23 protein-coding genes are annotated in these 20,724 nt (G+C 56.2%); 18 read left to right on the top strand and 5 right to left on the bottom strand.

What is annotated here, in order from left to right:
- Positions 1-15: 15 nt before the first annotated feature.
- On the bottom strand, positions 16-315 hold the full coding sequence (locus tag ACVBEJ_RS10475; protein ID WP_447129577.1) for a c-type cytochrome: 300 nt from the start codon (positions 313-315) through the stop codon (positions 16-18).
- The gene (locus tag ACVBEJ_RS10470; protein WP_447129576.1) at positions 312-1,112 is read right to left on the bottom strand and encodes a formate/nitrite transporter family protein; all 801 of its coding nucleotides are present in this window, start codon (positions 1,110-1,112) and stop codon (positions 312-314) included. Before ACVBEJ_RS10470 ends, ACVBEJ_RS10475 begins: the two co-directional genes overlap by 4 nt.
- Positions 1,113-1,369: 257 nt before the next feature.
- On the opposite strand from ACVBEJ_RS10470, the gene ACVBEJ_RS10465 reads away from it, so the two are divergent.
- The 5 genes from ACVBEJ_RS10465 to ACVBEJ_RS10445 are packed head-to-tail and all read left to right on the top strand — an operon-like array spanning position 1,370 to position 5,018.
- Positions 1,370-1,906 (top strand): hypothetical protein, encoded by a 537-nt coding sequence (locus tag ACVBEJ_RS10465; RefSeq protein WP_447129575.1) that lies wholly within the window; start codon positions 1,370-1,372, stop codon positions 1,904-1,906.
- A gap of 10 nt (positions 1,907-1,916) precedes the next feature.
- A complete protein-coding gene (locus ACVBEJ_RS10460; RefSeq protein ID WP_447129574.1) occupies positions 1,917-3,380 on the top strand; it encodes a cbb3-type cytochrome c oxidase subunit I in 1,464 nt (487 codons plus the stop codon).
- A complete protein-coding gene (locus ACVBEJ_RS10455) occupies positions 3,377-4,003 on the top strand; it encodes an SCO family protein (protein ID WP_447129573.1) in 627 nt (208 codons plus the stop codon). The genes ACVBEJ_RS10460 and ACVBEJ_RS10455 overlap by 4 nt, the downstream gene beginning before the upstream one ends.
- Complete coding sequence (locus ACVBEJ_RS10450) at positions 4,000-4,608, top strand: hypothetical protein (RefSeq protein WP_447129572.1); 609 nt, start codon at positions 4,000-4,002, stop codon at positions 4,606-4,608. Before ACVBEJ_RS10455 ends, ACVBEJ_RS10450 begins: the two co-directional genes overlap by 4 nt.
- Positions 4,599-5,018 carry an Rrf2 family transcriptional regulator gene (locus tag ACVBEJ_RS10445; protein ID WP_447129571.1) on the top strand — a complete coding sequence of 140 codons (420 nt, stop codon included), beginning with the start codon at positions 4,599-4,601 and terminating at the stop codon, positions 5,016-5,018. Before ACVBEJ_RS10450 ends, ACVBEJ_RS10445 begins: the two co-directional genes overlap by 10 nt.
- Positions 5,019-5,248: 230 nt before the next feature.
- On the opposite strand, the gene ACVBEJ_RS10440 is transcribed toward ACVBEJ_RS10445, so the two are convergent.
- The 3 genes from ACVBEJ_RS10440 to flgA form a co-directional block, all read right to left on the bottom strand.
- A complete protein-coding gene (locus ACVBEJ_RS10440) occupies positions 5,249-5,734 on the bottom strand; it encodes a flagella synthesis protein FlgN (RefSeq protein WP_447129570.1) in 486 nt (161 codons plus the stop codon).
- A gap of 3 nt (positions 5,735-5,737) precedes the next feature.
- Complete coding sequence (gene flgM / locus ACVBEJ_RS10435) at positions 5,738-6,064, bottom strand: flagellar biosynthesis anti-sigma factor FlgM (protein ID WP_447129569.1); 327 nt, start codon at positions 6,062-6,064, stop codon at positions 5,738-5,740.
- 198 nt (positions 6,065-6,262) lie between these two features.
- Positions 6,263-6,964, bottom strand: a complete 702-nt coding sequence (gene flgA / locus ACVBEJ_RS10430; RefSeq protein WP_447129568.1) for a flagellar basal body P-ring formation chaperone FlgA — start codon at positions 6,962-6,964, stop codon at positions 6,263-6,265.
- A 224-nt stretch (positions 6,965-7,188) separates the two neighbouring features.
- Between flgA and flgB the strand changes: the two genes are divergently transcribed.
- The 13 genes from flgB to ACVBEJ_RS10365 all read left to right on the top strand — a co-directional run bounded on the left by flgB (position 7,189) and on the right by ACVBEJ_RS10365 (position 20,683).
- On the top strand, positions 7,189-7,578 hold the full coding sequence (gene flgB / locus ACVBEJ_RS10425) for a flagellar basal body rod protein FlgB (RefSeq protein WP_447129567.1): 390 nt from the start codon (positions 7,189-7,191) through the stop codon (positions 7,576-7,578).
- 21 nt (positions 7,579-7,599) lie between these two features.
- Positions 7,600-8,010, top strand: a complete 411-nt coding sequence (gene flgC, locus ACVBEJ_RS10420; RefSeq protein ID WP_447129566.1) for a flagellar basal body rod protein FlgC — start codon at positions 7,600-7,602, stop codon at positions 8,008-8,010.
- Positions 8,011-8,023: 13 nt separating this feature from the next.
- Positions 8,024-8,710: a flagellar hook assembly protein FlgD gene (locus tag ACVBEJ_RS10415; protein WP_447129565.1), complete on the top strand. Its 687-nt coding sequence runs from the start codon at positions 8,024-8,026 to the stop codon at positions 8,708-8,710.
- A 120-nt stretch (positions 8,711-8,830) separates the two neighbouring features.
- Positions 8,831-10,096 (top strand): flagellar hook protein FlgE, encoded by a 1,266-nt coding sequence (gene flgE, locus ACVBEJ_RS10410; protein ID WP_447129564.1) that lies wholly within the window; start codon positions 8,831-8,833, stop codon positions 10,094-10,096.
- A 24-nt stretch (positions 10,097-10,120) separates the two neighbouring features.
- Entirely contained in the window at positions 10,121-10,858 is a 738-nt protein-coding gene (locus ACVBEJ_RS10405; RefSeq protein ID WP_447129563.1) for a flagellar basal body rod protein FlgF, read from the top strand.
- Between the two features lie 11 nt (positions 10,859-10,869).
- Positions 10,870-11,652, top strand: a complete 783-nt coding sequence (flgG, locus tag ACVBEJ_RS10400; RefSeq protein ID WP_447129562.1) for a flagellar basal-body rod protein FlgG — start codon at positions 10,870-10,872, stop codon at positions 11,650-11,652.
- Positions 11,653-11,904: 252 nt separating this feature from the next.
- The gene (gene flgH / locus ACVBEJ_RS10395) at positions 11,905-12,597 is read left to right on the top strand and encodes a flagellar basal body L-ring protein FlgH (RefSeq protein ID WP_447129561.1); all 693 of its coding nucleotides are present in this window, start codon (positions 11,905-11,907) and stop codon (positions 12,595-12,597) included.
- 24 nt (positions 12,598-12,621) lie between these two features.
- Positions 12,622-13,752: a flagellar basal body P-ring protein FlgI gene (locus ACVBEJ_RS10390; protein ID WP_447129560.1), complete on the top strand. Its 1,131-nt coding sequence runs from the start codon at positions 12,622-12,624 to the stop codon at positions 13,750-13,752.
- Positions 13,752-14,753 carry a flagellar assembly peptidoglycan hydrolase FlgJ gene (gene flgJ / locus ACVBEJ_RS10385; protein WP_447129559.1) on the top strand — a complete coding sequence of 334 codons (1,002 nt, stop codon included), beginning with the start codon at positions 13,752-13,754 and terminating at the stop codon, positions 14,751-14,753. The genes ACVBEJ_RS10390 and flgJ overlap by 1 nt, the downstream gene beginning before the upstream one ends.
- A gap of 5 nt (positions 14,754-14,758) precedes the next feature.
- Complete coding sequence (gene flgK, locus ACVBEJ_RS10380; RefSeq protein ID WP_447129558.1) at positions 14,759-16,687, top strand: flagellar hook-associated protein FlgK; 1,929 nt, start codon at positions 14,759-14,761, stop codon at positions 16,685-16,687.
- Between the two features lie 165 nt (positions 16,688-16,852).
- A complete protein-coding gene (gene flgL / locus ACVBEJ_RS10375; RefSeq protein WP_447129557.1) occupies positions 16,853-18,055 on the top strand; it encodes a flagellar hook-associated protein FlgL in 1,203 nt (400 codons plus the stop codon).
- Positions 18,056-18,416: 361 nt separating this feature from the next.
- Positions 18,417-20,213, top strand: coding sequence for a flagellin N-terminal helical domain-containing protein (locus tag ACVBEJ_RS10370; protein ID WP_447129556.1), 1,797 nt, complete (start codon positions 18,417-18,419; stop codon positions 20,211-20,213).
- A gap of 95 nt (positions 20,214-20,308) precedes the next feature.
- Positions 20,309-20,683, top strand: coding sequence for a flagellar protein FlaG (locus tag ACVBEJ_RS10365; RefSeq protein WP_447129555.1), 375 nt, complete (start codon positions 20,309-20,311; stop codon positions 20,681-20,683).
- Positions 20,684-20,724: the final 41 nt, after the last annotated feature.

Here is a 20,724-nt window from a genome sequence, read left to right as displayed (position 1 = left end):
GTCTCTATTTACGGCTCAGGGCTTCAGGCTGGCGAAGTAAGCGGCGATATTTTTAATATCCTGGTCGGACAGGTGTTTGACCATCGGGGTCATTAGCGGGTCTTTGCGCTTGCCATCCCGGAAGGCAATCATTTGTTTTTCCAGATATCTGTCTTTTTGACCGGCGAGATTCGGCCACTCCGGATTGTTGCTGATTCCCTGGGGGCCATGGCAGGCGGCACAGGAAGCAGACTTTGCTTTTCCGGCCTGGATGTCAGCGGCAGTAGCTACGGCGGGCAGGCCCAGGGTAATGATCAGAGTCAGTAGGTATTTCATGATTGTCCTCGTTGGTCAGATTGAGAAAGTGCAGTTGGTTTTCCGGATGCCAGCCAGTAGCCGAAAGCCATAAACAGGCCGCCGCCGATAATGTTGCCCAAGGTGACCCAGAACAGGTTGTGTGCCATCCCTCCAAGGGTGACTGCCTCTGTGGGGTTGGCCAGCAGAGCGAGAGCCAGCAAGGTCATGTTGGCGACGCAGTGTTCATAGCCGCTGGCGATAAAGGTAAACAGGCACCAGAAAATCACCACGCATTTGGCAACGTCGTTGCGGGTGCGGGCAGACATCCACAGTGCCAAACACACCAACCAGTTGCAGAGCACGGCCCGGGCCAGCAGAGCAATGGCCGGGGAGTTCATTTTGTATTCCGCCACCTTGTTGAGCAGGGCGGCATTGTCGTAAATCAGGGCGCCACTGCCCCCAACCATAAACAGGGCAGCCAGGCCGACAGAACCAATCAGGTTACAGCCCCAGGAGCTGAGCCAGGTTTTGGCGAGGTCGGTCCAACTGGTCAGGCCTTTTAACTGGCCAATAACCATGTACATGGTGTGGCCGGTAAACAATTCAGCTCCGGCAAATACCACCAGTGTCAGAGCGATTCCGAAAGACACTCCCATAACCAGCTTTTGCCAGGATGGGTCGATGCCCACCGCCACTGAAAAAATCAGGATGATTCCCAGGCCCACATAGGCGCCAGCCATCAGTGCCCCCACACAGAATGCAGCGGGTTTGTCCCTCAGTACATCAGACTTTTTGCGCGCCAGCTCAGCAAAGTGTTGCAGGGTTTGTTCGTACATTCTGGTTGCTATGTGCTCATCGAATTTGTGCGCAGTATAAAGGGCTAATTATAAAAATGTAAATAAAATATATGTTAAATTGAGTCGTTTTACTTTAGTATTGCCTGGTGGTTAGTCTGTTATGCGAACTTTTCACAGATAAAAATAGTTAATAAACAGTTATTTATTTAATTTTTGGTTTTTTGTGGATACTTGAGATTGGCTTCTGAAATTATAAAAATTTATTTCATATATATGTATAAAGTGGAGAAAATTCGATGATTCAAGAAACAGTTCTGGTGCTGAGCCTGGTGTTGATGGCGGTTGTTCTGGGCGGTTTTGTGTTCGTCGCCCTCAACGCCAGCAAAGATGGCGGTGATTATCAGCCCATTCAAAAGCGAGCTTACGGTGTGCGTCGCAAGCTGTTCTGGCTGTTGTTGGTGGCGGGCATTCCCATCACTGTAGCGACAACGGTGGACTTGCCGTTTGCAGCCACCAGGGGCGATGTGGCCGATGCTGACAGGCAAATAGAGGTGGTCGGCTATCAGTGGTACTGGCAGCTGAGTGGCAGTTCTGCCGAAGTAGGTGAAACAGTGGTGTTCAACGTGGCGGCGGCGGACGTGTCACACGGTTTGGGTGTGTACGACAAACACATGCGGCTGATTGGCCAGACCCAGGCGATGCCGGGTTATACCAATTCCTTGAAGCTCACTTTCGAACAGCCGGGGACCTACAAGCTGATGTGCCTGGAATATTGCGGGCTGGCTCACCACGCCATGGTGAGTGATTTTATTGTGACTGAAAAACAACAGTGAAGGAAAAACCATGAATGATGCAATAACAACTTCGCCTTCAAAAACAACCTCGCCCTCAAAGGATTCCGGACGCACCGCCATACTGACGTACCTCAGTCTGTCGGCGCTTGTCTATGTGTTGATGATGCTGTTTGGCCTGTTGATGCGCATGGGTCAGGCGCAGTGGCTGGGAATTGACCCGGGTTTGTTCTACGAAATTCTCACCGCTCACGGCGCTGGTATGGTGGGTATTTCCGGGTTGGCCGGCAGCGCGGTGATGTGGTACTTCCTGCGCCGCCATGTGGAGCTGAGCACCGCTATATTGTGGACCAATCTGGGCTTTTTTCTGTTGGGTGTGGTGTTGATACTCGGAGGTATTTTCCTGGGGGGCTACGCCGGTGGCTGGACCTTCCTGTTCCCGCTGCCCGCCAAAGGTCTGGGTGCCTGGGGCCCCGCGGGGGCAGCGTCATTCCTCAGCGGCCTGTTGTTGATCGGGGTGGGTTTTTTGCTGCTGTATCTGGACGTGGCCAGGGCTATTCTTGCCAAATACGGTTCTCTGGCACGGGGGCTTGGCTGGTCACATCTGTTTGGCCGCAGTGAAGACGTACCGCCGCCGGCGGTGGTGGCATCGACCATGGTGCTGATTGTCAATATCACCGGTATTGTCGCAGGTGCGGTTGTTCTGGTGTTGCTGCTGGTCAATCTGTTTATGCCGGAGTTTGAGGTGGACGCCCTGCTCACCAAGAACCTGACTTATTTCTTTGGTCATGTATTTATCAATGCCACCATTTACCAGGCGGTGATCGCAGTGTACGAGGTGTTGCCGGAATACACGGGCCGCCCGTGGAAAGTGAACAAGGTGTTTCTGGCCGCGTGGACGGCGGCGACGGTTATGGTGATGGCGGTTTACCCCCACCATCTGTTGATGGACTTTGTTATGCCCACCTGGGTTCTGATTATTGGCCAGGTGATTTCCTACACCAGTGGCTTTCCCATTCTGGTGGTGACCGCTTTTGGTGCCCTGACCATTGTGCACCGCTCGGGTATCAAGTGGGATATGGCTTCCGGGTTGTTGTTCCTGTCCATGTTTGGCTGGGCGGTTGGTGTGGTGCCTGCGGTGATCGACGGTACCATTGCGGTCAATCAGGTCATGCACAACACCATGTGGGTGCCCGGACACTTCCATATGTACCTGATTGTGGGCCTGGTGGCCATGCTGTTTGGCTTTAAGTACTACATCGCCAACCAGGTAGGCGTCACCCGTGTGATTGACCGGATTGCCTTCTGGCTGTTTGCCGTTGGCGGGTTTTTGTTCTCGGTCAGCTTTCTGGTGAGTGGCTATAACTCCATACCCCGGCGCTGGGCCCAGCATTTGCCGGAGTGGGTCGATTACAGTGAATCCGCCGCCGTGGTTGCTGTTGCGGTGGCGCTGGGGGCAGCGATATTCGCCCTGCGTTTTCTCACCAGTTTGGGCCAGGCAAGGGCAGCCCGGTGAAACATTGGGCATCGGTACTGGCAACGGTGGGGGTCCTGGCCGCCGGGTTTGCCGGGTTGTCTATAGGTACCGGTGGCTGGCAAATCTGGACCGCTGAAAGTGCCCGGCGGGTGGCGGTGCAGAAAGCGCCGTTGACGCTCCCTGAAGCCAACCTGCTGAACCAGGAGGGTGAGGCCATGGCGCTGGCCGCTGACAGAGAGTTGTGGCTGATGGAGTTTGTCTACACTCGCTGCCCTACGGTGTGTCTGGCTATGGGCGCGGAGTTTTACCAGTGGCAACAACAGCTGCGGCAGCAGGGTTTGGAGGACCGAGTGGGCCTGTTGAGCTTGACGTTCGACCCAAGGGACAGCAGCCGTGACTTGCAAGGCTATTTGCAGCGTTTTTCCGGCTCGGCTGATATCTGGCGGGCCGCCCGCTTTCAGGATGCGTCAAAACTCACGGAAATTATGGAGTTGCTGGGGGTCATTGCCATTCCCGAGCCCACGGTGGGGTTTGTGCACAATGCGGCGGTGTATCTGGTGTATCGTGGTCAGGTGGTGGGTATTTATGACTACGACGACCGCCAGAGTATTCAGGTGGCATTGCAGCGTCACTTGTACGGCCAAGCGGTGAGCGCCTTATGACTGCTCAACGCTGGAACCTTGTGCTGGCCACCGTGCTGGGATTGCTGCTTTTCCCCCTGCTGGCAAGCTGGCTGGAATCTCGCCTGTTCACCCATGTGCTGGTAGAAATCCCCCTGTTGGTGTTTATCGGATTTATGATCGGGCGCCGGTTGAGCCTGCCGGTGCGCGCCGTCCTGTTGCGGGTGAATGCCGGTGGCATCAATGGTGTATTGGTCGCCAGTTTTGTGCTGGCGTTCTGGATGATTCCCCGGTGGCTGGACGCATCCCTTGGTTCCCCCCTGGTTGCCTGGGCGAAATACCTGTCATTGGTGGTGGCGGTGGGTATTCCTCTGGCGTTGAGTTGGCCACAGATGCATGTGGTGGCGCGAGCGGTGGTGAAAATAGAGTTTCTTACCATGTTGTTCCGGCTGGGTTGGATTTACCTGATTTCCCCACAGCGGTTGTGCAATAATTATTTGCTGAGCGATCAGGTGTTCCTTGGACAAGGCTGTTTTGTAGTGGGAATAACGCTGATTATTACCTGGTTGATACCGGTTTTTTCCGGTAGCGCCACTAACACCACTAACGCTGACAAAGCAGATAATCGGCCGATTAAATGCAATTGACGAAATACACCGACCTGTCATTGCGGGTCATTATGTACTTGGCTCTCCATGACAATAAGCGCGATACCATCAAGCGCATAGCAGAGCGCTACCAGGTATCCCGCAACCATTTGGTAAAAGTGGTTCATCAACTGGCCACCCTTGGATTTATTGATTCCACACAGGGGCGCGGTGGCGGCATTGCGCTGGCTGAGGCGCCGGAAAATATCATTGTTGGTGATGTGGTGCGGGCCATGGAGCAGTCGCTGGATATTATCGACTGCGAAAAGGAAACCTGCCCGCTCCGGCCTGCCTGCCTGCTAAAAGGGGTGCTCAATGAAGCATCCCATGCCTTTCTGAAAAGTCTCGATCAATACTCCATCGCCGATTTGGTGAGAAACCGGCCCCAGTTGTTGCGGTTGATTGGCTGACGGGAGATACCACCACCCCTTCCACCATTGCGAGGCCGCGGGCCGCGGCAATCTCGACCAGAGTGGCAGAGGGTTTGAAAAGTGCGGTAGTAACCGTATGGAGATCGCCGCGTCGCTACGCTCCTCGCGATGACGGGAAATATCCTCCTCCCTCCGTCATTGCGAGTGAGCGAAGCGACCGCGGCAATCTCGTCCAGTATGGCAGGGGGTCTGAATATGGCAGTAAGCCGTCAGGCCTTGGCCAGATTACGGCTCTGTGCGCTGCTACCGGCACTTTGGCCGCTGGCATCGTAGGAGTGGTTTTCGGCGGGGGTGCCCCGTTGCAGAATGTGTTGGGCCTGGCGAATGCTGCCCTGTTCCCGTTGAATCAGCATACCCAGTTGGCGATTTTCTTCCCGGCATTGCTCGGCAGCGCTGCTGAGGTTTTGCCAGGTGTTTTCAAGTTGCGCATTGCTGCTGGCTGCCAGCAGCTGTTGCATGCCATCGCGGTCGGCGCTATATCCCGCCTGGGTGAGCAGTGTTTCCCGCAGCCGGGCGGCAGCTTCTAACTGTTGCACCAACTGACTTTTGTGGTTGGCGTTATCAACCAGGCCTTCCGTGTCTTGCTGTTGCAGAGCTTCCCGCTCTTTGCCCAGGCACTGTTGCAGCGCCTGGGTAAGTTCCCATTCCTGATGCAATTGTTGTTGCAATTGTTGTTGCAGGTCAGTGGCTGTCATTACTTACAGCAGTTTCCTTTCCAGTTGACTGAGTTTGTCGGCAATGCGCTGCGGGTCGGGCTGATAGCTGCCGCTGGCGATGGCTTCGCGCAGCTCGGCAACACGGGCGCTGTCTACCACGGGGGTATTGGCCAGGCTTTGCTCCAGCTCTTGCAGGCGGGCGGCCTGGTTGGTCACGGTCACGGTGTCACTGGCGGCCGGGGCATCTGCCTGGTTGCGCCCGTGAACGCTGTTGTCGTTGGCGTTTTCCGGGCCTTTGGCCTGGGATGGTACTCTTGACGCCGGTGCCGGTATATTGCCGGGTCTGAGTTGTTTGATATCTGAGTCCATAGGACTGCTCCACGAAATTTTCAGGTCTGCCCCTTGATGGCGGCATTCTGGGGGAAAACTTTAGGCTAAAAACCTTGAAAACGCCCCGTTTATCTTGAAATGTTACCCGTCTGACTCATTATCCCTGAATCCGTTACTCCAGCATATTTGCTTGGAGATCGCCGCAGTCGCTGCGCTTCTTCGCGATGACGGGGAAAGTTAATCCACCACAACGGCGCCTGTTTTGTCGATGGTGCCTTCAACGATTTTCTTTGAGCTGAGGTTCTGCACCCGAATCCGGTCTCCAACGGCACCATTGGCCAGGGCTTTGCCGTTCATTCGTACTTCAAAATTGCGCTGTTGGGCAATCAATGTCACCTGCTGGCCGCGCTTTATCAAGGTGGGGGATTTTAGCATGTTGCGGGTGAGGGTTTTGCCGGCAGATACGGTGCGTGTCAGCTCTTTGCCCACCAGTTCCTCGTAGTGCTCCATATAACCGGCGGGAATCTGGTGCAATGCCTGCTCTACCATGGTGAAGTCATCCCCGGTGAGCAGTGCACCTCTTTGCAGCGGATGGTTGGCGGTGGCTACCTCCGCATAGGCCATTACCGTTACCGGCACGTACAGGGTCCAGGGTGAAGGGCCGGTGCAGCGCACACCCACGGTACTTTTGCCGATCAGTTTGCCACCGGGAGGCATAAATATCTGCAGTGAGTCCCCGCACTGTTCCAGTTTCAGGCGTTTGTCCAGCTTGCCAGTTGCCACATTGACGGAACTGAAATGCTGTATTTGCGGCTGTTGCAGCAGGTAGTTTTTTACCGCTGCGCGAATACTGGTGTGTGACTGGTTGTCGCCAGCCTGTGCCACCTGTATTCCGGCGCAGCCGATCAGCAGCAAAACGAGCAAATAGTGTTTGGTCATTGACGGGTTCTCCTATCCAGAGGATTCGTAGCAATTAGTGTGCCGCCATGACCGATGGCTTCAAATAATCCGCTTCGACGGGCGGCAAAACGGCGGACAGAGGTTGCCGCTTCCCGCCTTCTTGTCTGCCGGTTGGTTCTTAACTTGTTGAAAAATAGATAAAAATATTTTGGCACGGGCTTTGCTAACTCTCTTGTGAATGCACAACGCAACGAGAAACGGCCATGCCAAGCTGGATTAATAACGCTCTGGATTTACACGCTCAGGCCATCGCGGTTCGTGGGCGGCGCGCCGAAATTTTGGCGTCCAATCTGGCCAATGCCGACACTCCGGGATACAAGGCCAGAGACATCAATTTTCGTGAGGTGATGGCTCAGGTGCAGGGTGGCTCTACCTTGCGCACCACCAGCGAACGTCACTTTGGCAGTGCAGGCGCGGGAAGCAATGGTGAGTTGATTTATCGCATTCCCAACCAGGCGTCGCTGGATGGCAACACCGTGGAAACTCAGGTGGAGCAGGCTCAGTTTGGCGAAAACGCGTTGCGCTACCAGGCCAGTTTGAATTTTCTCAACGGCTCCATCAGGGGGTTGATGTTGGCCCTCAGAGGCGAATAGAGGTGAGAACCAGGAGAGAGCATGAGTTTATTTAATGTAATGGATGTATCCAGTTCTGCGTTGCAGGCCCAGTCGGTGCGGCTAAATACGGTGGCCAGCAATATCGCTAATGCGGGGGTGGTGAGCTCCTCTGCGGAGCAGGCGTATCGCGCTCGTCAGCCGGTGTTTTCCACGGTGATGCGCGATGCTTTTAACGACTCGGTGGCCGGAGTGCGGGTGTCGGAGGTGGTCACCACAGAGGCCGCCCCGGTGAGCCAGTTTTCGCCGGGACATCCCATGGCGGATGACAGTGGTTATATCTACTTTTCCAATGTGAACCCGGTGGCGGAAATGGCCAATATGATTTCCGCGTCCCGCTCTTATCAGAACAGCGTAGAGGCGATGAAAACCGCTCGGCAGCTGTTGATTCAGACACTCAATATTGGCCGATAGGAAGGAGTGAGCCATGCAGTTAGAAAACCCGTTTAGCAGTATCTCAGGCCTTTCCACGGCGGAGCAGCTGGCTGGCGCCCGTCAGCAGGGCAGCAACGACCCCAATGATCTGGGGGTAGAGGAATTTCTCAGCCTGATGGTGGCACAGCTGGAAAATCAGGACCCCACCAACCCTCAGGACAGCAGTCAATTCCTGGCCCAGATTGCCCAGTTTGGCACTGTGTCCGGCATCGATGAATTAAATAATTCTGTGGGTGGCCTGGTGAATTCGCTGTCGTCCAACCAGGGTTTGCAGGCCGCGTCTTTGGTGGGGCGCGATGTTACCGCCAACACCAATATCGCTCCCCTGGCTCAGGGGGGGGATTTTGGCGGTGTGGTAGAGCTGCCCACAGCGGTCAATGGTTTGACTGTTGAAGTGGCGGACCTGGCGGGTAACCTGGTCGCTCAGATACCTCTGGGGCCTCAGTCTGGCGGCGCGGTGCCGTTCGCCTGGGATGGCACCAATCTGGATGGCGATGCGGTTGCGCCGGGGCCTTACCAGGTGACGGCGACCGCCAATATCAACGGTCAGGCCGCGGCAGTGCCCGCGTTTACCCGGGTGAGCATCGACAGTGTTTCCCTGAGTGGCAGCGGCGACCCAATACTCAATCTGGAAGGCGGTGCCACCATGAGGCTGTCAGAAATTCGCGAATTTTATTAATGCGCTCATTGTCATTCTGAGCGCAGCGAAGAATCTCAATATTTGTTCGAAGTACGAGATCCTTCGCTGCGCTCAGGATGACAAAAGCTAAAACAGAACAAAACCATCAGGAGAATAACCATGGCATTTGATACCGCAGTATCCGGTTTACAAAGTGCGTCCGCAGAGCTGGGGGTGATTGGCAACAATATCGCCAACAGTGCCACTACGGGCTTTAAAACATCGCGGGCGGAATTTGCCGACCTGTTCGCCACCGGCTTGCTGGGCTCCGGCTCCAACGCCATTGGCCGCGGTGTCAGTTTGAGTGCGGTCAGTCAGCAGTTTACCCAGGGCAATATCAGCTTTACGGAAAACTCCCTGGATGTGGCCATCAACGGCAACGGCTTCTTTATTCTCAACGATGGCGGTTCCGAAGTGTTTTCCCGGGCGGGGCAGTTTGGCCTGGACCGGGATGGCTTTGTGGTGAATAACGAGGGGCTGCGCCTGCAGGCATTTCAGGCGGATGTCTCCGGCACCATTTTGCCGACGCTGGGAGACTTGCAGCTGGATACCGGCCTGATTGAGCCCGAAGCCACCACTTCGGCGGAAATTGTCGCCAACCTGGACTCCCGGGAAGCGGTTCCACTGACCCCTTGGGCCGGCCCGTTTGATGCCTTTGCAACGCCGCCAACGGCACCCACCTCGGACCAGTTCAACAATTCCACGTCGACCACCATATTCGACAGCCTGGGTAATCCTCACATCCTCAGCACCTTCTATGTGAAGTCGGCCACCCCAAACCAGTGGCAGGCATACACACTGGTGGATGGAGTGTCCACATCCGGCCCGGACACGCTGCAATTTGACCAGACGGGCAGGCTGGATACCGCCGGTGGTGTTATTGCCCTGAATATTGCCGGCTGGGTGCCGCTCAATTCCGATGGCACACCCACAGGGGCGCAGGCCCAGTCGTTTGCCGTGGATGTGGCGCAAACCACCCAGTTTGGCAGCAACTTTGCGGTCAGCAATATCAATCAGGACGGCTTTACCAGTGGCCAGCTGCGGGGCATTGAAGTAGATGCCAGCGGTGTGGTGTTCGCCCAGTACAGCAATGGCCAGTCCCGGGGGCTGGGACAAATCGTGCTGGCCGGATTCTCCAATACCCAGGGCCTGCAACCTCAGGGTGGCAGTATCTGGACAGAGACCTTCAGCTCTGGCCCACCCACCCGTAACCCCGCCGGCGATGGTGGCTTGGGTGTGTTGCAGTCCGGCGCGCTGGAAGATTCCAACGTGGAAGTGACCGAGCAACTGGTGGCCATGATTGTTGCCCAGCGCAACTTCCAGGCCAACGCCCAGGTGATACAAACCCAGGACGCGGTAACGCAAGCGGTCATTAACCTGCGTTAATGACATGAAACCGGAGGCCAGATAATGGATCGCTTACTGTACATAGCCATGAATGGCGCCAGCAGCGCCATGCGCGAGCAGGTGCACACCACGCACAATCTGGCCAATGCCTCCACTACCGGTTTTCGCGCTGATCTGGCGGCACTGACCACCGCCACAGTCAACGCCAGCGGCACCCGCAGCTATGTGCAGCTGGCGGGTGTCGGTGCGGATACCGGTAACGGCCACGTTCAAACCACCGGCCGCGATCTGGATGTGGCGGTTAACGATGGCGGCTGGCTGGTGGTGCAGACCCCTGAGGGTGGCGAGGCAGTGAGCCGCCGCGGTGACCTGCAAATCGACCCCTTTGGTCGCATGACCAACGGCGCGGGCGACCCAATTATGGGGGATAACGGTCCCATTGCCATTCCCCCTTTCGCCAGTATGGAAATCGCCCCGGATGGCACTATTTCCATTGTTCCATTAGGGCAGGACGCTACCGCCCAATCGGTGGTGGATCGACTCAAACTGGTGCGGGTGGAAGACCCGAGCCAGCTGGAAAAGGGGCTGGATGGGCTGTTGCGCCTGAAAGACGGCGGTGAGTTGGTGGCAGACGCTAGCGTGCGGGTGATCCCCGGTGCCCTGGAAGGCAGCAATGTCAATCCGGTGGCGGCCATGGTAAGGATGATCGAACTGTCCCGCTCCTTTGAAAGCCAGACCAGACTTATGCAGATGGCGTCGGAAAACGACCGGCTCTCTGCCGAAATAATGCAAGTTAGCTAGAGGATTGCACCATGAACCAGGCACTGTGGATATCAAAAACCGGACTGGATGCCCAGCAAACCAGGCTGGCGACCATTTCAAACAACCTGGCCAATGCCAGCACAGTGGGATTCAAGCGTGGCCGGGCGGTGTTCGAGGACATGCTCTATCAGAATCTGCGTCAAGTCGGCGCGCAGAGCTCCCAGGATACCGTGTTGCCCAGTGGCTCGATGTTGGGTACCGGGGTGCGGGTAGTGGCCACTGAAAAAACCTTTACCCAGGGCAACCTGTCCAACACTCAGAAGCCTCTGGACATTGCCATCGAAGGCCGGGGCTTTTTGCAGATCACCATGCCCGACGGCACTCTGGCTTACACCCGCGATGGCTCCCTGCAACTGGATGCTCAGGGGCAGATAGTTACCGCCAACGGATTTTCCCTGCAACCCACCATCATCGTTCCGGAAAATGCCCGCTCGGTTACTGTGGGGGGAGATGGCATTGTCTCGGTGGTCACCGAAGATGGTGCCTCTACCCAGGTGGGCACGCTCACCATTGCCGATTTCGTCAACCCGGCGGGTCTGGAACCGCGAGGTCAGAACCTGTTTGTGGAATCCACCGCCAGCGGCACCCCCCAGGTGGGTAACCCCGGCACCAACGGCCTGGGCACCCTGGCTCAGGGCTTTCTGGAAAGCTCCAACGTCAATGTGGTGGAAGAACTGGTGAACATGATCGAAACCCAGCGCACCTACGAGATGAACTCCAGAGCCATATCCACCACCGACCAAATGCTGCAATTTCTGACGCAGCAGATTTAAGGGAGAATTGAGATGATTCGTTTTTTGGGTTCGACGTTCGACGTTCGACGTTCGACGCGGCGCTTCGTCCAACGTCGAACGTCCAGCGTCAAACCAATACATCGACAGCCCCTTATCGCCACCCGTCATTGCGAGGAGCCGCAGGCGACGCGGCAATCTCGTGATGCTCGCTGCCAGGCTGATGGAGATCGCCGCGCTTTGCTCGCGATGACGAGTGTTCCAGGTTCCAGCGTGCGACGTGCGACGTGCAACGTGCGACCGGTTTGTTACCGGCAACTCCTTGCCGCCTTTGCCGTTGCATCCCTCGCCGCCTGCAGCTCTGCTCCGCAGAAATACGGCAACCACTACATCGACAATGAAATTCCCTACGAATATCTGGCACCGGCACCGCAGGATGGCGCTATCTACCAGTCCGGCTATGAATTGGCGTTTTTCGAAGACATCAAAGCGCACCGGGTAGGTGACACCATTACGGTGTTGTTGAGCGAGCAGACGTCGGCGGAAAAGAGCAGCGCTACCAGCCTCGACCGCACCAGCAGTACCACCATCAACGGCCCCAACGTCAATGTGTTGGGCAGTACCCCCAGTGTTAACGGGCGCTTTAATCTCGGTGCCGATCTGGACTCCCAGCACGACTTCAGTGGCGCTGGCAGCAGCAACCAGAGCAACAGTCTCAGTGGCAGCGTTACGGTAACCGTGGCACGGGTTTTGCCTAATGGTAATTTAGTGATTCGCGGTGAAAAGTGGATCGAAATTAACCAGGGTCAGGAATTTATTCGCATACAGGGAATGGTAAGGCCGGTGGATGTCAGCAGCGGAAATACGGTGTTATCCACACAAGTGGCCAACGCCCGCATCAGTTACAGCGGCAAAGGCCAGATGGCCGATACCAATCGCATGGGCTGGCTGGCGAAGTTCTTCCTGGGACCGCTGTGGCCGTTTTAATGGTCGCTTCAATGGGGAAAGGATATGTTGAAGGTGTTTTCAAAAAACTGTTGGTTTGCCGCCTGTATAATGGCGGCGGCAGTTTGCACATCCGCCAGCGCCGACCGGGTAAAAGACATCGCCAGCGTTGCCGGGGTGCGCAGTAACCAGTTGATTGGCTACGGTCTGGTGGTAGGGCTGGACGGCACCGGCGATCAGACCACGCAAACCCAGTTCACCGTACAGAGCCTGCGCAATCTGCTGTCGCAATTGGGTGTGGTGATTCCCCCCAACATCAACCCGCAATTAAAAAATGTGGCTGCGGTAATGGTGCACGCAGACCTACCGCCCTTTGCCAAGAGCGGCCAGAATATCGACGTGACCGTTTCCTCAGTGGGCAATGCCCAGAGCCTGCGCGGTGGCAGCCTGTTGATGACGCCACTCAAAGGAGCTGACGGCCAGGTGTACGCCGTGGCTCAGGGCAGCCTGGTGGTGGGCGGTTTTGGTGCCGAAGGTGCCGATGGCTCACGGATTACCGTGAACATTCCCAGCTCCGGGCGCATTCCCAACGGCGCTAGCGTGGAACGCAGTGTTGCCACCCCCTTTACCCAGGGCAATGAACTGGTGCTCAACCTGCATCAGCACGACTTCACCACCGCCCAGCGACTCTCCAATGTTATCAACAATCGCTTTGGCCCCGGCACGGCGGCTCCTCTGGACGGGTCCTCCATCAAGGTCAATACGCCGGTGGACCTGGCTCAGAAAGTGGCCTTTTTCGCCGAAGTGGAAAATCTCGAATTTACCCCCGGTCAGGCCGCCGCCCGTATTGTGGTGAACGCCCGCACCGGCACGATTGTGATGGGCCGTGGCGTGCAAATACTGCCGGCGGCGGTGGCCCACGGCAATCTCAGCGTTACCGTTTCCGAGAGCTTCGATGCCAGTCAGCCGGAGCCGTTCTCCGACGGCGAAACCGTGGTGCTGCCGGCATCGGAAATTGCAATTACCCAGGAACAGGCGAGAGTCTTTGCCATTGGTGCCGAGGGCACCGGTGTGGCCAGTGTGGACGAGGTCGTGCGCGCCATTAACCAGGTGGGGGCCGCTCCCGGCGACCTGATTGCCATACTGGAAGCGCTCAAGCAGGCAGGTGCCCTGCGCGGCGAACTGGTGGTGATCTGATGGACCTGCAAGCCGCTCAGGTGATTGGTACGCCATCTGCGAACAGGGGCTCTGCGGTGACGGATTTGTCGTCTTTGGCGGATCTGCGTGGCCGCGCCGGACAAAACAACCCGGCGGCACTGAAGGAAGTGGCGCAACACTTTGAAGCGCTGTTCGTGCAGATGATGACCAAGGCCATGCGCGACGCCATTCCGGAAGGTGGCCTGTTTAACAGCGACGAAATGAAGTTCCACCAGGGCATGTTCGACCAGCAGCTGTCCCTGCACCTGGCCGAAAGTGGCGGTATCGGTCTGGCTGCCATTATTGAGCGCCAGCTGTCTGGCCCCCAAGCGGTCGTCAGTGGCGGCGAATTACAGTCACTAGAACAGGCCTGGCAGCGCTCCACAGCCATTGGTCCCGTGGCCGCCAACGAGCCGGTTTTCAAGCCCGAATTGGAAACCTTTGAACCGGAAACCCTTGAATTACAAACCATTGAATCACAAACCTTTGAACCGCAAACCCCGCAGCAATTTATTCAGGCACTGTGGCCCCACGCCCAACGCGCCGGTGAAAAGCTGGGGGTGGATGCGGAGGTATTAGTGGCTCAGGCGGCGCTGGAAAGTGGTTGGGGCAAATACACCATTCGCGATGGTGATGGCCGCAACAGCCTCAACCTGTTTGGCATCAAGGCGGATGATCAGTGGCAGGGGCAGCGGGCCAGCAAAGTGACCCTGGAATACAGTGACGGCATCGCCCGCAAGGAGCGCGCCAGCTTCCGCGCTTACGAATCTTTGGAGCAGCTGTTCGACGACTATGTCCAGTTCCTGCAAAAACCCCGCTATCAAAGCGTTCATCAGGCCGCCAATGGCGATGAATTTGTCCAGCGTTTGCAGGACAGCGGTTATGCCACCGACCCGAACTACGCACAAAAAATTACCGCACTGATGCAGCGCGACAGTTTTCGCGCTCAGGTGAACGATGCAAAGCTGTCTCAGCTTGAACCCGTTGCGGTCAGGAGATAATTGTTATGGCAGATGCTTTTGGAATAGGTGTTTCCGCGCTCAACTCGCTGCAGCGCGCCATCACCACCACTGGCCACAATATTGCCAACGCCAACACCGAAGGCTACAGCCGCCAGCAAGTGAGTTTTGCCACCCGCCCACCGCAGCGGGATGGCAACAACTTTATTGGCGCCGGTGTGGAGGTGCAGACCATACGTCGCGCCTACGATGAATTTCTTGGCAACGAACTGCTGTCGCGGCAATCGTCGTTCAGCGCAGTGAATGCCTATCACGACCTGGCTGCCCGGCTGGACAGCCTGGTGGCGGACCAGGACAGCGGCCTCAACGTGTCGGTGCAGGCGTTTTTCCAATCCATTCAGGATGTGGCCAACGACCCCACCTCTCTGCCCGCTCGCGAAGTGCTGTTGGGCCGCGCTCAGGCATTGGAAAATCGTGTGAGCTTTTTCAATCAGAGCCTGGATTCGCTGGAAAACGCCAGCAATCAGCAACTGCGCAGCGCCGTTGCTGAAATCAACAGCCTGGCGGATTCCATTGCCAGCGTCAGTCAGGATGTGGCGGAAGCGTTGGTGAGCAACCCCAACAGCCCCCCTAACGATTTGCTGGATGAACGTGACCGCCTGCTGTCCCGGCTGTCGGAAATCGTTGGCATTACCCCTGTCCAGCAGGGGGATGGCTCCCTTAACGTGCTGATTGGCAATGGTCAGCCCCTGATTGTTGGGGGGCAGGTGCAGCGCCTGGATGTGCAGTTCGACCCCCTTAACCCCAACCGCCTGGATGTGGCTTTTACCGGCTTGACCGGCAATGGCGATGTGATCACCAACCAGATTCGCGGTGGTGAGTTGCAGGGTATTCTGGATTTTCGTGGTCAGGTGCTGGACCCGGTGCGCGCAGAAGTCGGCCTGTTGGTTCAAGGAATCACAGACCTGGTTAACGAGCAGCACCGCTCCGGGCTCGACCTCAATGGCCAGGTGGGGGGCGACTTTTTTACCCCGATTGCGCCACAGTCTATCGCTTCTGGTAATAACCTGGGCAGCGCCGCCGTGTCGGTAGCCATTGACGATGTGGGGGCGCTGCTGCCCACGGATTACCGGCTCAGTTTTGACGGTGCCCAGTTTCAACTGCGCAACCTGGCGGATAACAGTGTGCAAACCTTTGCCACATTGCCGCAAGCTGTCAACGGCATCACCATATCCAGTACCGGTACTCCCAGTGCCGGGGATGAATTTCTGCTGCGCCCGGTAGGGGGCGCAGCAGCCCGTTTCAGTGTCGATATTGAACGCCCGGAACAATTCGCCGCCGCTGGCCTGGTGCGCGGCCAGGCAACCATTGGCAATGGCGGCGACGCCACCCTGACTCGCCTGAGCGTGGGCGATGCCAGCGGCCTGCCGCTGGCCGGGCCAATCACCTTGACGTTCAACCCGGATGCACTGGGGGCAGGGGTTCCCGGTTTTGATGTCACCGGTGGCCCCGGCGGTACCCTGGCCTACGACCCCGCCACAGACAGCGGCGGTGCAACCCTTACCCTGGCGGGTTTTGGCAATATCAGTTTTAGCGTTTCCGGTATTCCCCAGGCGGGGGATACCCTGACCATCCAGAACAATACCGGTGCGGTGGGAGATAACAGCAATGCCCTGTCCATCGCCGGTTTTCAAAACAGTCGTTTGCTCAATGGCGGTACCAGCAGTTTTTCTGAACTTTACGGCAGAACGGTCGCTACTGTAGGCATACGCACCAGCCAGGCACAGGCGAGCCTGGCGACAGAGCAGTTGCTGTTGACCAATGTTGAATCGGAAGTGCAGGGAGTGTCCGGAGTCAACCTGGATGAAGAAGCGGCCAACCTGCTGCGCTTTCAGCAAGCGTACCAGGCAGCGGCGCAAATTATCTCCGCTGCCAGCGAATTGTTCGATACCTTGCTGGCGGCCACCAGACGATAACCGTCACCCTGTACGTAATTGTAGGGTGGATTAGCGCAGCGTAATCCACCGCAGTGCCAGAACATTGGTGGATTACACTGCGCTAATCCACCCTACGAATACCAGACGACAACCGTCATCCTTCGCTGCGCTCAGGATGACAGGGGAAGACCAAAAGAGGCTTTTATGAGACTCTCCACATCACAAATTTTCCAGCAGGGCATTAATGCCATACTGGACCAGCAGGCCAGACTGAACCAAACCCAGTTGCAGATATCCACTGGCCAGCGCATCAATACCCCTTCCGATGATCCCAGCGGTGCGGTGCAGATTCTCGATTTTAATGACCAGATCGCCACCATCGAACAATACCGGCGCAACGCCAGCGCCGCCGAAACCCAGCTGCAACTGGAGGAAAATGTACTGACCGGTTTTGGCAACAACCTGCAACGGGTTCGGGAGCTGTTGGTGCAAGGCAATAACGATGTGTTGTCCGACAACGACCGCCAGAGCATCGCCACGGAATTAAGCGGTATTCGCCAGGAATTGCAGGCGCTGGCCAACAGCCGCGACAGCAATGGCGATTTTTTGTTTGCGGGCTATCAGGTCAATACCCAGCCGTTCACCTTTAACAACGGCAGCGTTCAGTACAACGGCGATCAGGGTCAGCGGCTGATACAACTGGGGCCGGCTTCCCAGGTGGCGGTTAACGATTCCGGGGCAGATTTGCTACTGCGCATTCCCGAAGGCAGTGGTCAGTTTACTGCGGAGCCAGCGCCTGCCAACACCGGCACCGCAGTGGTGGGGGCGCTGAGCAACAGCGGCAACTTTGTGCGCGACACCTACACCATCAACTTTGCCCAGGCCACACCTTCAGACCCCATCACCTATCAGGTGTTGGATTCCGGCGCTGGCCTGGTGTCATCCGGCACCTATGAGCCCGGCGACAGCATCGGTTTTAACGGTGCACAGATCGATTTTTCTGGCACCCCGGCGGATGGCGACAGCTTTACTGTCAGTCCTGCGGGCAACCAGGATTTGTTCTCCATCGTCGATTCCGCCATTGCCGCGCTCAACAACCCCGGCACCAGCGATCCCCAGCAGGCGCAATTTCACAGCACCCTGAATCGCGCTCTGGAAGGCATCGATAACAGCCTGGAAAATATATTGCAGGTGCGCACCAGCATTGGCGTGCGCCTTAATACCATCGACAGCCAGCAGAGCGTCAACGACGACAGCCTGCTGCGCCTGCAGCAACTGCGCTCGTCGGTACAAGACCTGGATATCACCCAGGCCATCAGCGACCTCAACTTCCAGCAAGTCGCCCTGCAAGCGGCGCAACAATCCTATGTGCGGGTGCAGGGGTTGTCGTTGTTCCAGCTTTTGTAGGTTTGTCGTTTGAGGTTTGACGTTCGACGTTTGACGAAAAAATCTTGACTCGGCAGTGATGCCGGGCATTATCGTACCGTCCAACGTCCAACGTCCAACGTCCAACGTCCAACGTCCAACGTCCAACGTCCAACGTCCAACGTCCAACGTCCAACGTCCAACGTCCAACGTCCAACGTCCAACGTCCAACGTCCAATGTGATCAAGTTGGCAAAATTTCATACTTTTTCCCTAAAGGTTCCCTTTCAAGGGTCGTTAATGGGGGTGTTGAAAGTGATGGCATATGCTTTCGCGCCCTAATTAACCACCAATCTCAATCCGCAGGCCCAATGGCAACGCGGGAGAAATAAAGGGGATTTGACATGACTCAAACAATTAATACCAATATTGCTTCGCTGACGGCCCAGCGCAACCTGAACAGCTCCCAGGGTGCTCTCAATACTGCCCTGCAAAGACTGTCTTCCGGTTTGCGGATTAACTCGGCCCGTGACGACGCCGCTGGTTTGGCTATTTCCGAGCGCTTTACTACTCAGATTCGCGGTCTCAATCAGGCGGCCCGTAATGCCAACGACGGCATCTCTCTGGCGCAAACCACTGAAGGGGCGCTGGGTGAGGTGACCAACAACCTGCAGCGGATCCGTGAGCTGGCGGTGCAGTCCGTGAATGCCACCAACAGTGACTCCGACCGCGCCGCGCTGAACCTGGAAGTGCAGCAGCGGCTGGCAGAGATTGACCGTATTGCCAATCAGACGTCCTTTAATGGCAGAAGGGTGCTGGATGGCTCCTTTGGCAATGCCCTGTTCCAGGTGGGTGCCAATGTGGGTGAAACTATCAGCCTTAATCTGAATACCAGTGTTCGTCAGGACGGCCTTGGTGCTATTGCCTCGGTAACATCCAGTGATTTGGATACCTTGATCAGCCCGGCAACCGCTGGTACTGCTGCGTCTTACACTACAGGCCAGCTTAACAGTCTTGATTTCAGTACAGCCGCAGTTGCGTTTTCTGGCGGGTCGGCAACAACGACTGGTGGTATTAGTGTTACCGATTATCAAGGCGGCGCGGCAGTTACGTTTGATGTGGACGGTATAGGTATCAACCTGAATGCTGACTATACAAACTTTGCTGGGGTTGTAAGCGAGATACAGACTCAGTTAGATGCGGGTAATGCTGGTGAATATGTTGTAAGTGATGATGGTACTGATATCACCATTACCAAAACTGCAGCGGCTACTAACCCAACCACAGCTGTTGTTATAGATAACGGTTCGGGTACTACACAAGCCGAGTTTACAGGTGCGACAGGTGCTGCAGGTACTGCAGCTGTTACCACCAGTAATTTGGTGTTTGATGTGGATGGCAACACAGTAACAGTTAATACTGACCATTCGGGTGATTTGGCAGCCTTGGTAACTGATATTCAAGATCAATTGAATACTGCCGCCAGCGGAGCTTACACCGTAGCAGCAGATGGTGCTGCAGGTTTTAGCATTACCAGTAATACTGCTGCGGCTTCTCCTGCGGTTACAGTTGATAACTTCCAAACTAGTTCTATTACTGGTGCCAGTGGTGGAACAGCTGTGGCGGGTGTGGATGCGGTGGCGGCCAACACCTTTGTTGTCAATAATGACTTCAGCATTCAGGTTGGCGATGGAACCGCGGTTGCGGTTGCCAATGCCACTTACTCCACTACACAGTCACTGGTAGATGCCATCAATACCGCCTTGGGCAGTAATGGCAGTGCGGAGCTGAATGACGATGGCACGGCGACTATCAATGCCTCTGAAGCCATTACCTTTACCGGTGCTCAGGCAACCGCTGCCGGTTTCGCTGATGCGGCGCTTTCCGGTAATCTGACGTCTACCAACGTATCCACAGTGGCTGCTTCCAACGAAACCATTCGTCGTATTGACTCGGCACTGACCTCGGTGAACGATTTGCGCAGTACCTTTGGTGCGATTCAAAACCGCTTTGAGTCAGTAGTAAACAGCCTGCAGACCACCTCTGAAAACCTGTCCGCTTCCCGTTCGCGGATTCAGGACGCAGACTTTGCTGCAGAGACCGCAGCATTGACTCGCGGCCAGATTCTGCAACAGGCAGGTACTGCAGCACTGGCCCAGGCCAACTCGCTGCCTCAGAACGTATTGGCCCTGTTGCAGTAATTCAAACGCCATAAAAAGAGCCTGGAAGGGGGGTAATCCCCCCTTCGTCATCGGGTTCTACCCGTTTTTGAGGAAAGAAACTAGAGGACTTAGATATGTCCAGCCCTGATATAAGAAGCGTCTCTCCTGTGCTGCCGCCAAGCGGCTTAAGCCAGGATGTCGGGCGGCAAGGTGGGGTGGAAAGCGGCAAGGAATTGCCGCAGACAGTGTCTGGCCAATCAGGACGCCCATCGCAAGAGTCTGTTGATCAGGCGGTGGTGCAAATATCCGACTTTGTTCAGAACATTGCCCGTGAACTGCAATTCCAGGTAGATGATGTTACTGGTAATACTCTGATTACCGTTACAGACAGCGATACCCAGGAAGTTATCCGCCAGATTCCCTCTGAAGAAGTTGTCGCTTTGGCGCAGTATATTGCTGAAAGTGGCGATTTTCCGCTCAAAGGTGCCTTGCTCAATAGTGAGAGCTGACTTCGGTCAGCTCCTTGCTGTTGCCTGCTTTTTTCTTTGTT

The organism is Porticoccus sp. GXU_MW_L64 (assembly GCF_052983295.1).
Note: the sequence above shows the minus strand (reverse complement) of the source record. Positions and strands in the feature narration are given on the sequence as shown.

Coding starts and splice junctions, on each gene's coding strand:
- flgE (WP_447129564.1), top strand. CDS start 8,831: ATGGCATTTGATACCGCAGTATCCGGTTTACAAAGTGCGTCCGCAGAG.
- ACVBEJ_RS10450 (WP_447129572.1), top strand. CDS start 4,000: ATGACTGCTCAACGCTGGAACCTTGTGCTGGCCACCGTGCTGGGATTG.
- ACVBEJ_RS10470 (WP_447129576.1), bottom strand. CDS start 1,112: ATGTACGAACAAACCCTGCAACACTTTGCTGAGCTGGCGCGCAAAAAG.
- ACVBEJ_RS10365 (WP_447129555.1), top strand. CDS start 20,309: ATGTCCAGCCCTGATATAAGAAGCGTCTCTCCTGTGCTGCCGCCAAGC.
- ACVBEJ_RS10465 (WP_447129575.1), top strand. CDS start 1,370: ATGATTCAAGAAACAGTTCTGGTGCTGAGCCTGGTGTTGATGGCGGTT.
- ACVBEJ_RS10460 (WP_447129574.1), top strand. CDS start 1,917: ATGAATGATGCAATAACAACTTCGCCTTCAAAAACAACCTCGCCCTCA.
- ACVBEJ_RS10390 (WP_447129560.1), top strand. CDS start 12,622: ATGTTGAAGGTGTTTTCAAAAAACTGTTGGTTTGCCGCCTGTATAATG.
- ACVBEJ_RS10475 (WP_447129577.1), bottom strand. CDS start 315: ATGAAATACCTACTGACTCTGATCATTACCCTGGGCCTGCCCGCCGTA.
- flgB (WP_447129567.1), top strand. CDS start 7,189: ATGCCAAGCTGGATTAATAACGCTCTGGATTTACACGCTCAGGCCATC.
- flgM (WP_447129569.1), bottom strand. CDS start 6,064: ATGGACTCAGATATCAAACAACTCAGACCCGGCAATATACCGGCACCG.
- flgA (WP_447129568.1), bottom strand. CDS start 6,964: ATGACCAAACACTATTTGCTCGTTTTGCTGCTGATCGGCTGCGCCGGA.
- ACVBEJ_RS10445 (WP_447129571.1), top strand. CDS start 4,599: ATGCAATTGACGAAATACACCGACCTGTCATTGCGGGTCATTATGTAC.
- ACVBEJ_RS10370 (WP_447129556.1), top strand. CDS start 18,417: ATGACTCAAACAATTAATACCAATATTGCTTCGCTGACGGCCCAGCGC.
- flgG (WP_447129562.1), top strand. CDS start 10,870: ATGAACCAGGCACTGTGGATATCAAAAACCGGACTGGATGCCCAGCAA.
- flgK (WP_447129558.1), top strand. CDS start 14,759: ATGGCAGATGCTTTTGGAATAGGTGTTTCCGCGCTCAACTCGCTGCAG.
- flgJ (WP_447129559.1), top strand. CDS start 13,752: ATGGACCTGCAAGCCGCTCAGGTGATTGGTACGCCATCTGCGAACAGG.
- ACVBEJ_RS10415 (WP_447129565.1), top strand. CDS start 8,024: ATGCAGTTAGAAAACCCGTTTAGCAGTATCTCAGGCCTTTCCACGGCG.
- ACVBEJ_RS10440 (WP_447129570.1), bottom strand. CDS start 5,734: ATGACAGCCACTGACCTGCAACAACAATTGCAACAACAATTGCATCAG.
- flgL (WP_447129557.1), top strand. CDS start 16,853: ATGAGACTCTCCACATCACAAATTTTCCAGCAGGGCATTAATGCCATA.
- ACVBEJ_RS10405 (WP_447129563.1), top strand. CDS start 10,121: ATGGATCGCTTACTGTACATAGCCATGAATGGCGCCAGCAGCGCCATG.
- flgC (WP_447129566.1), top strand. CDS start 7,600: ATGAGTTTATTTAATGTAATGGATGTATCCAGTTCTGCGTTGCAGGCC.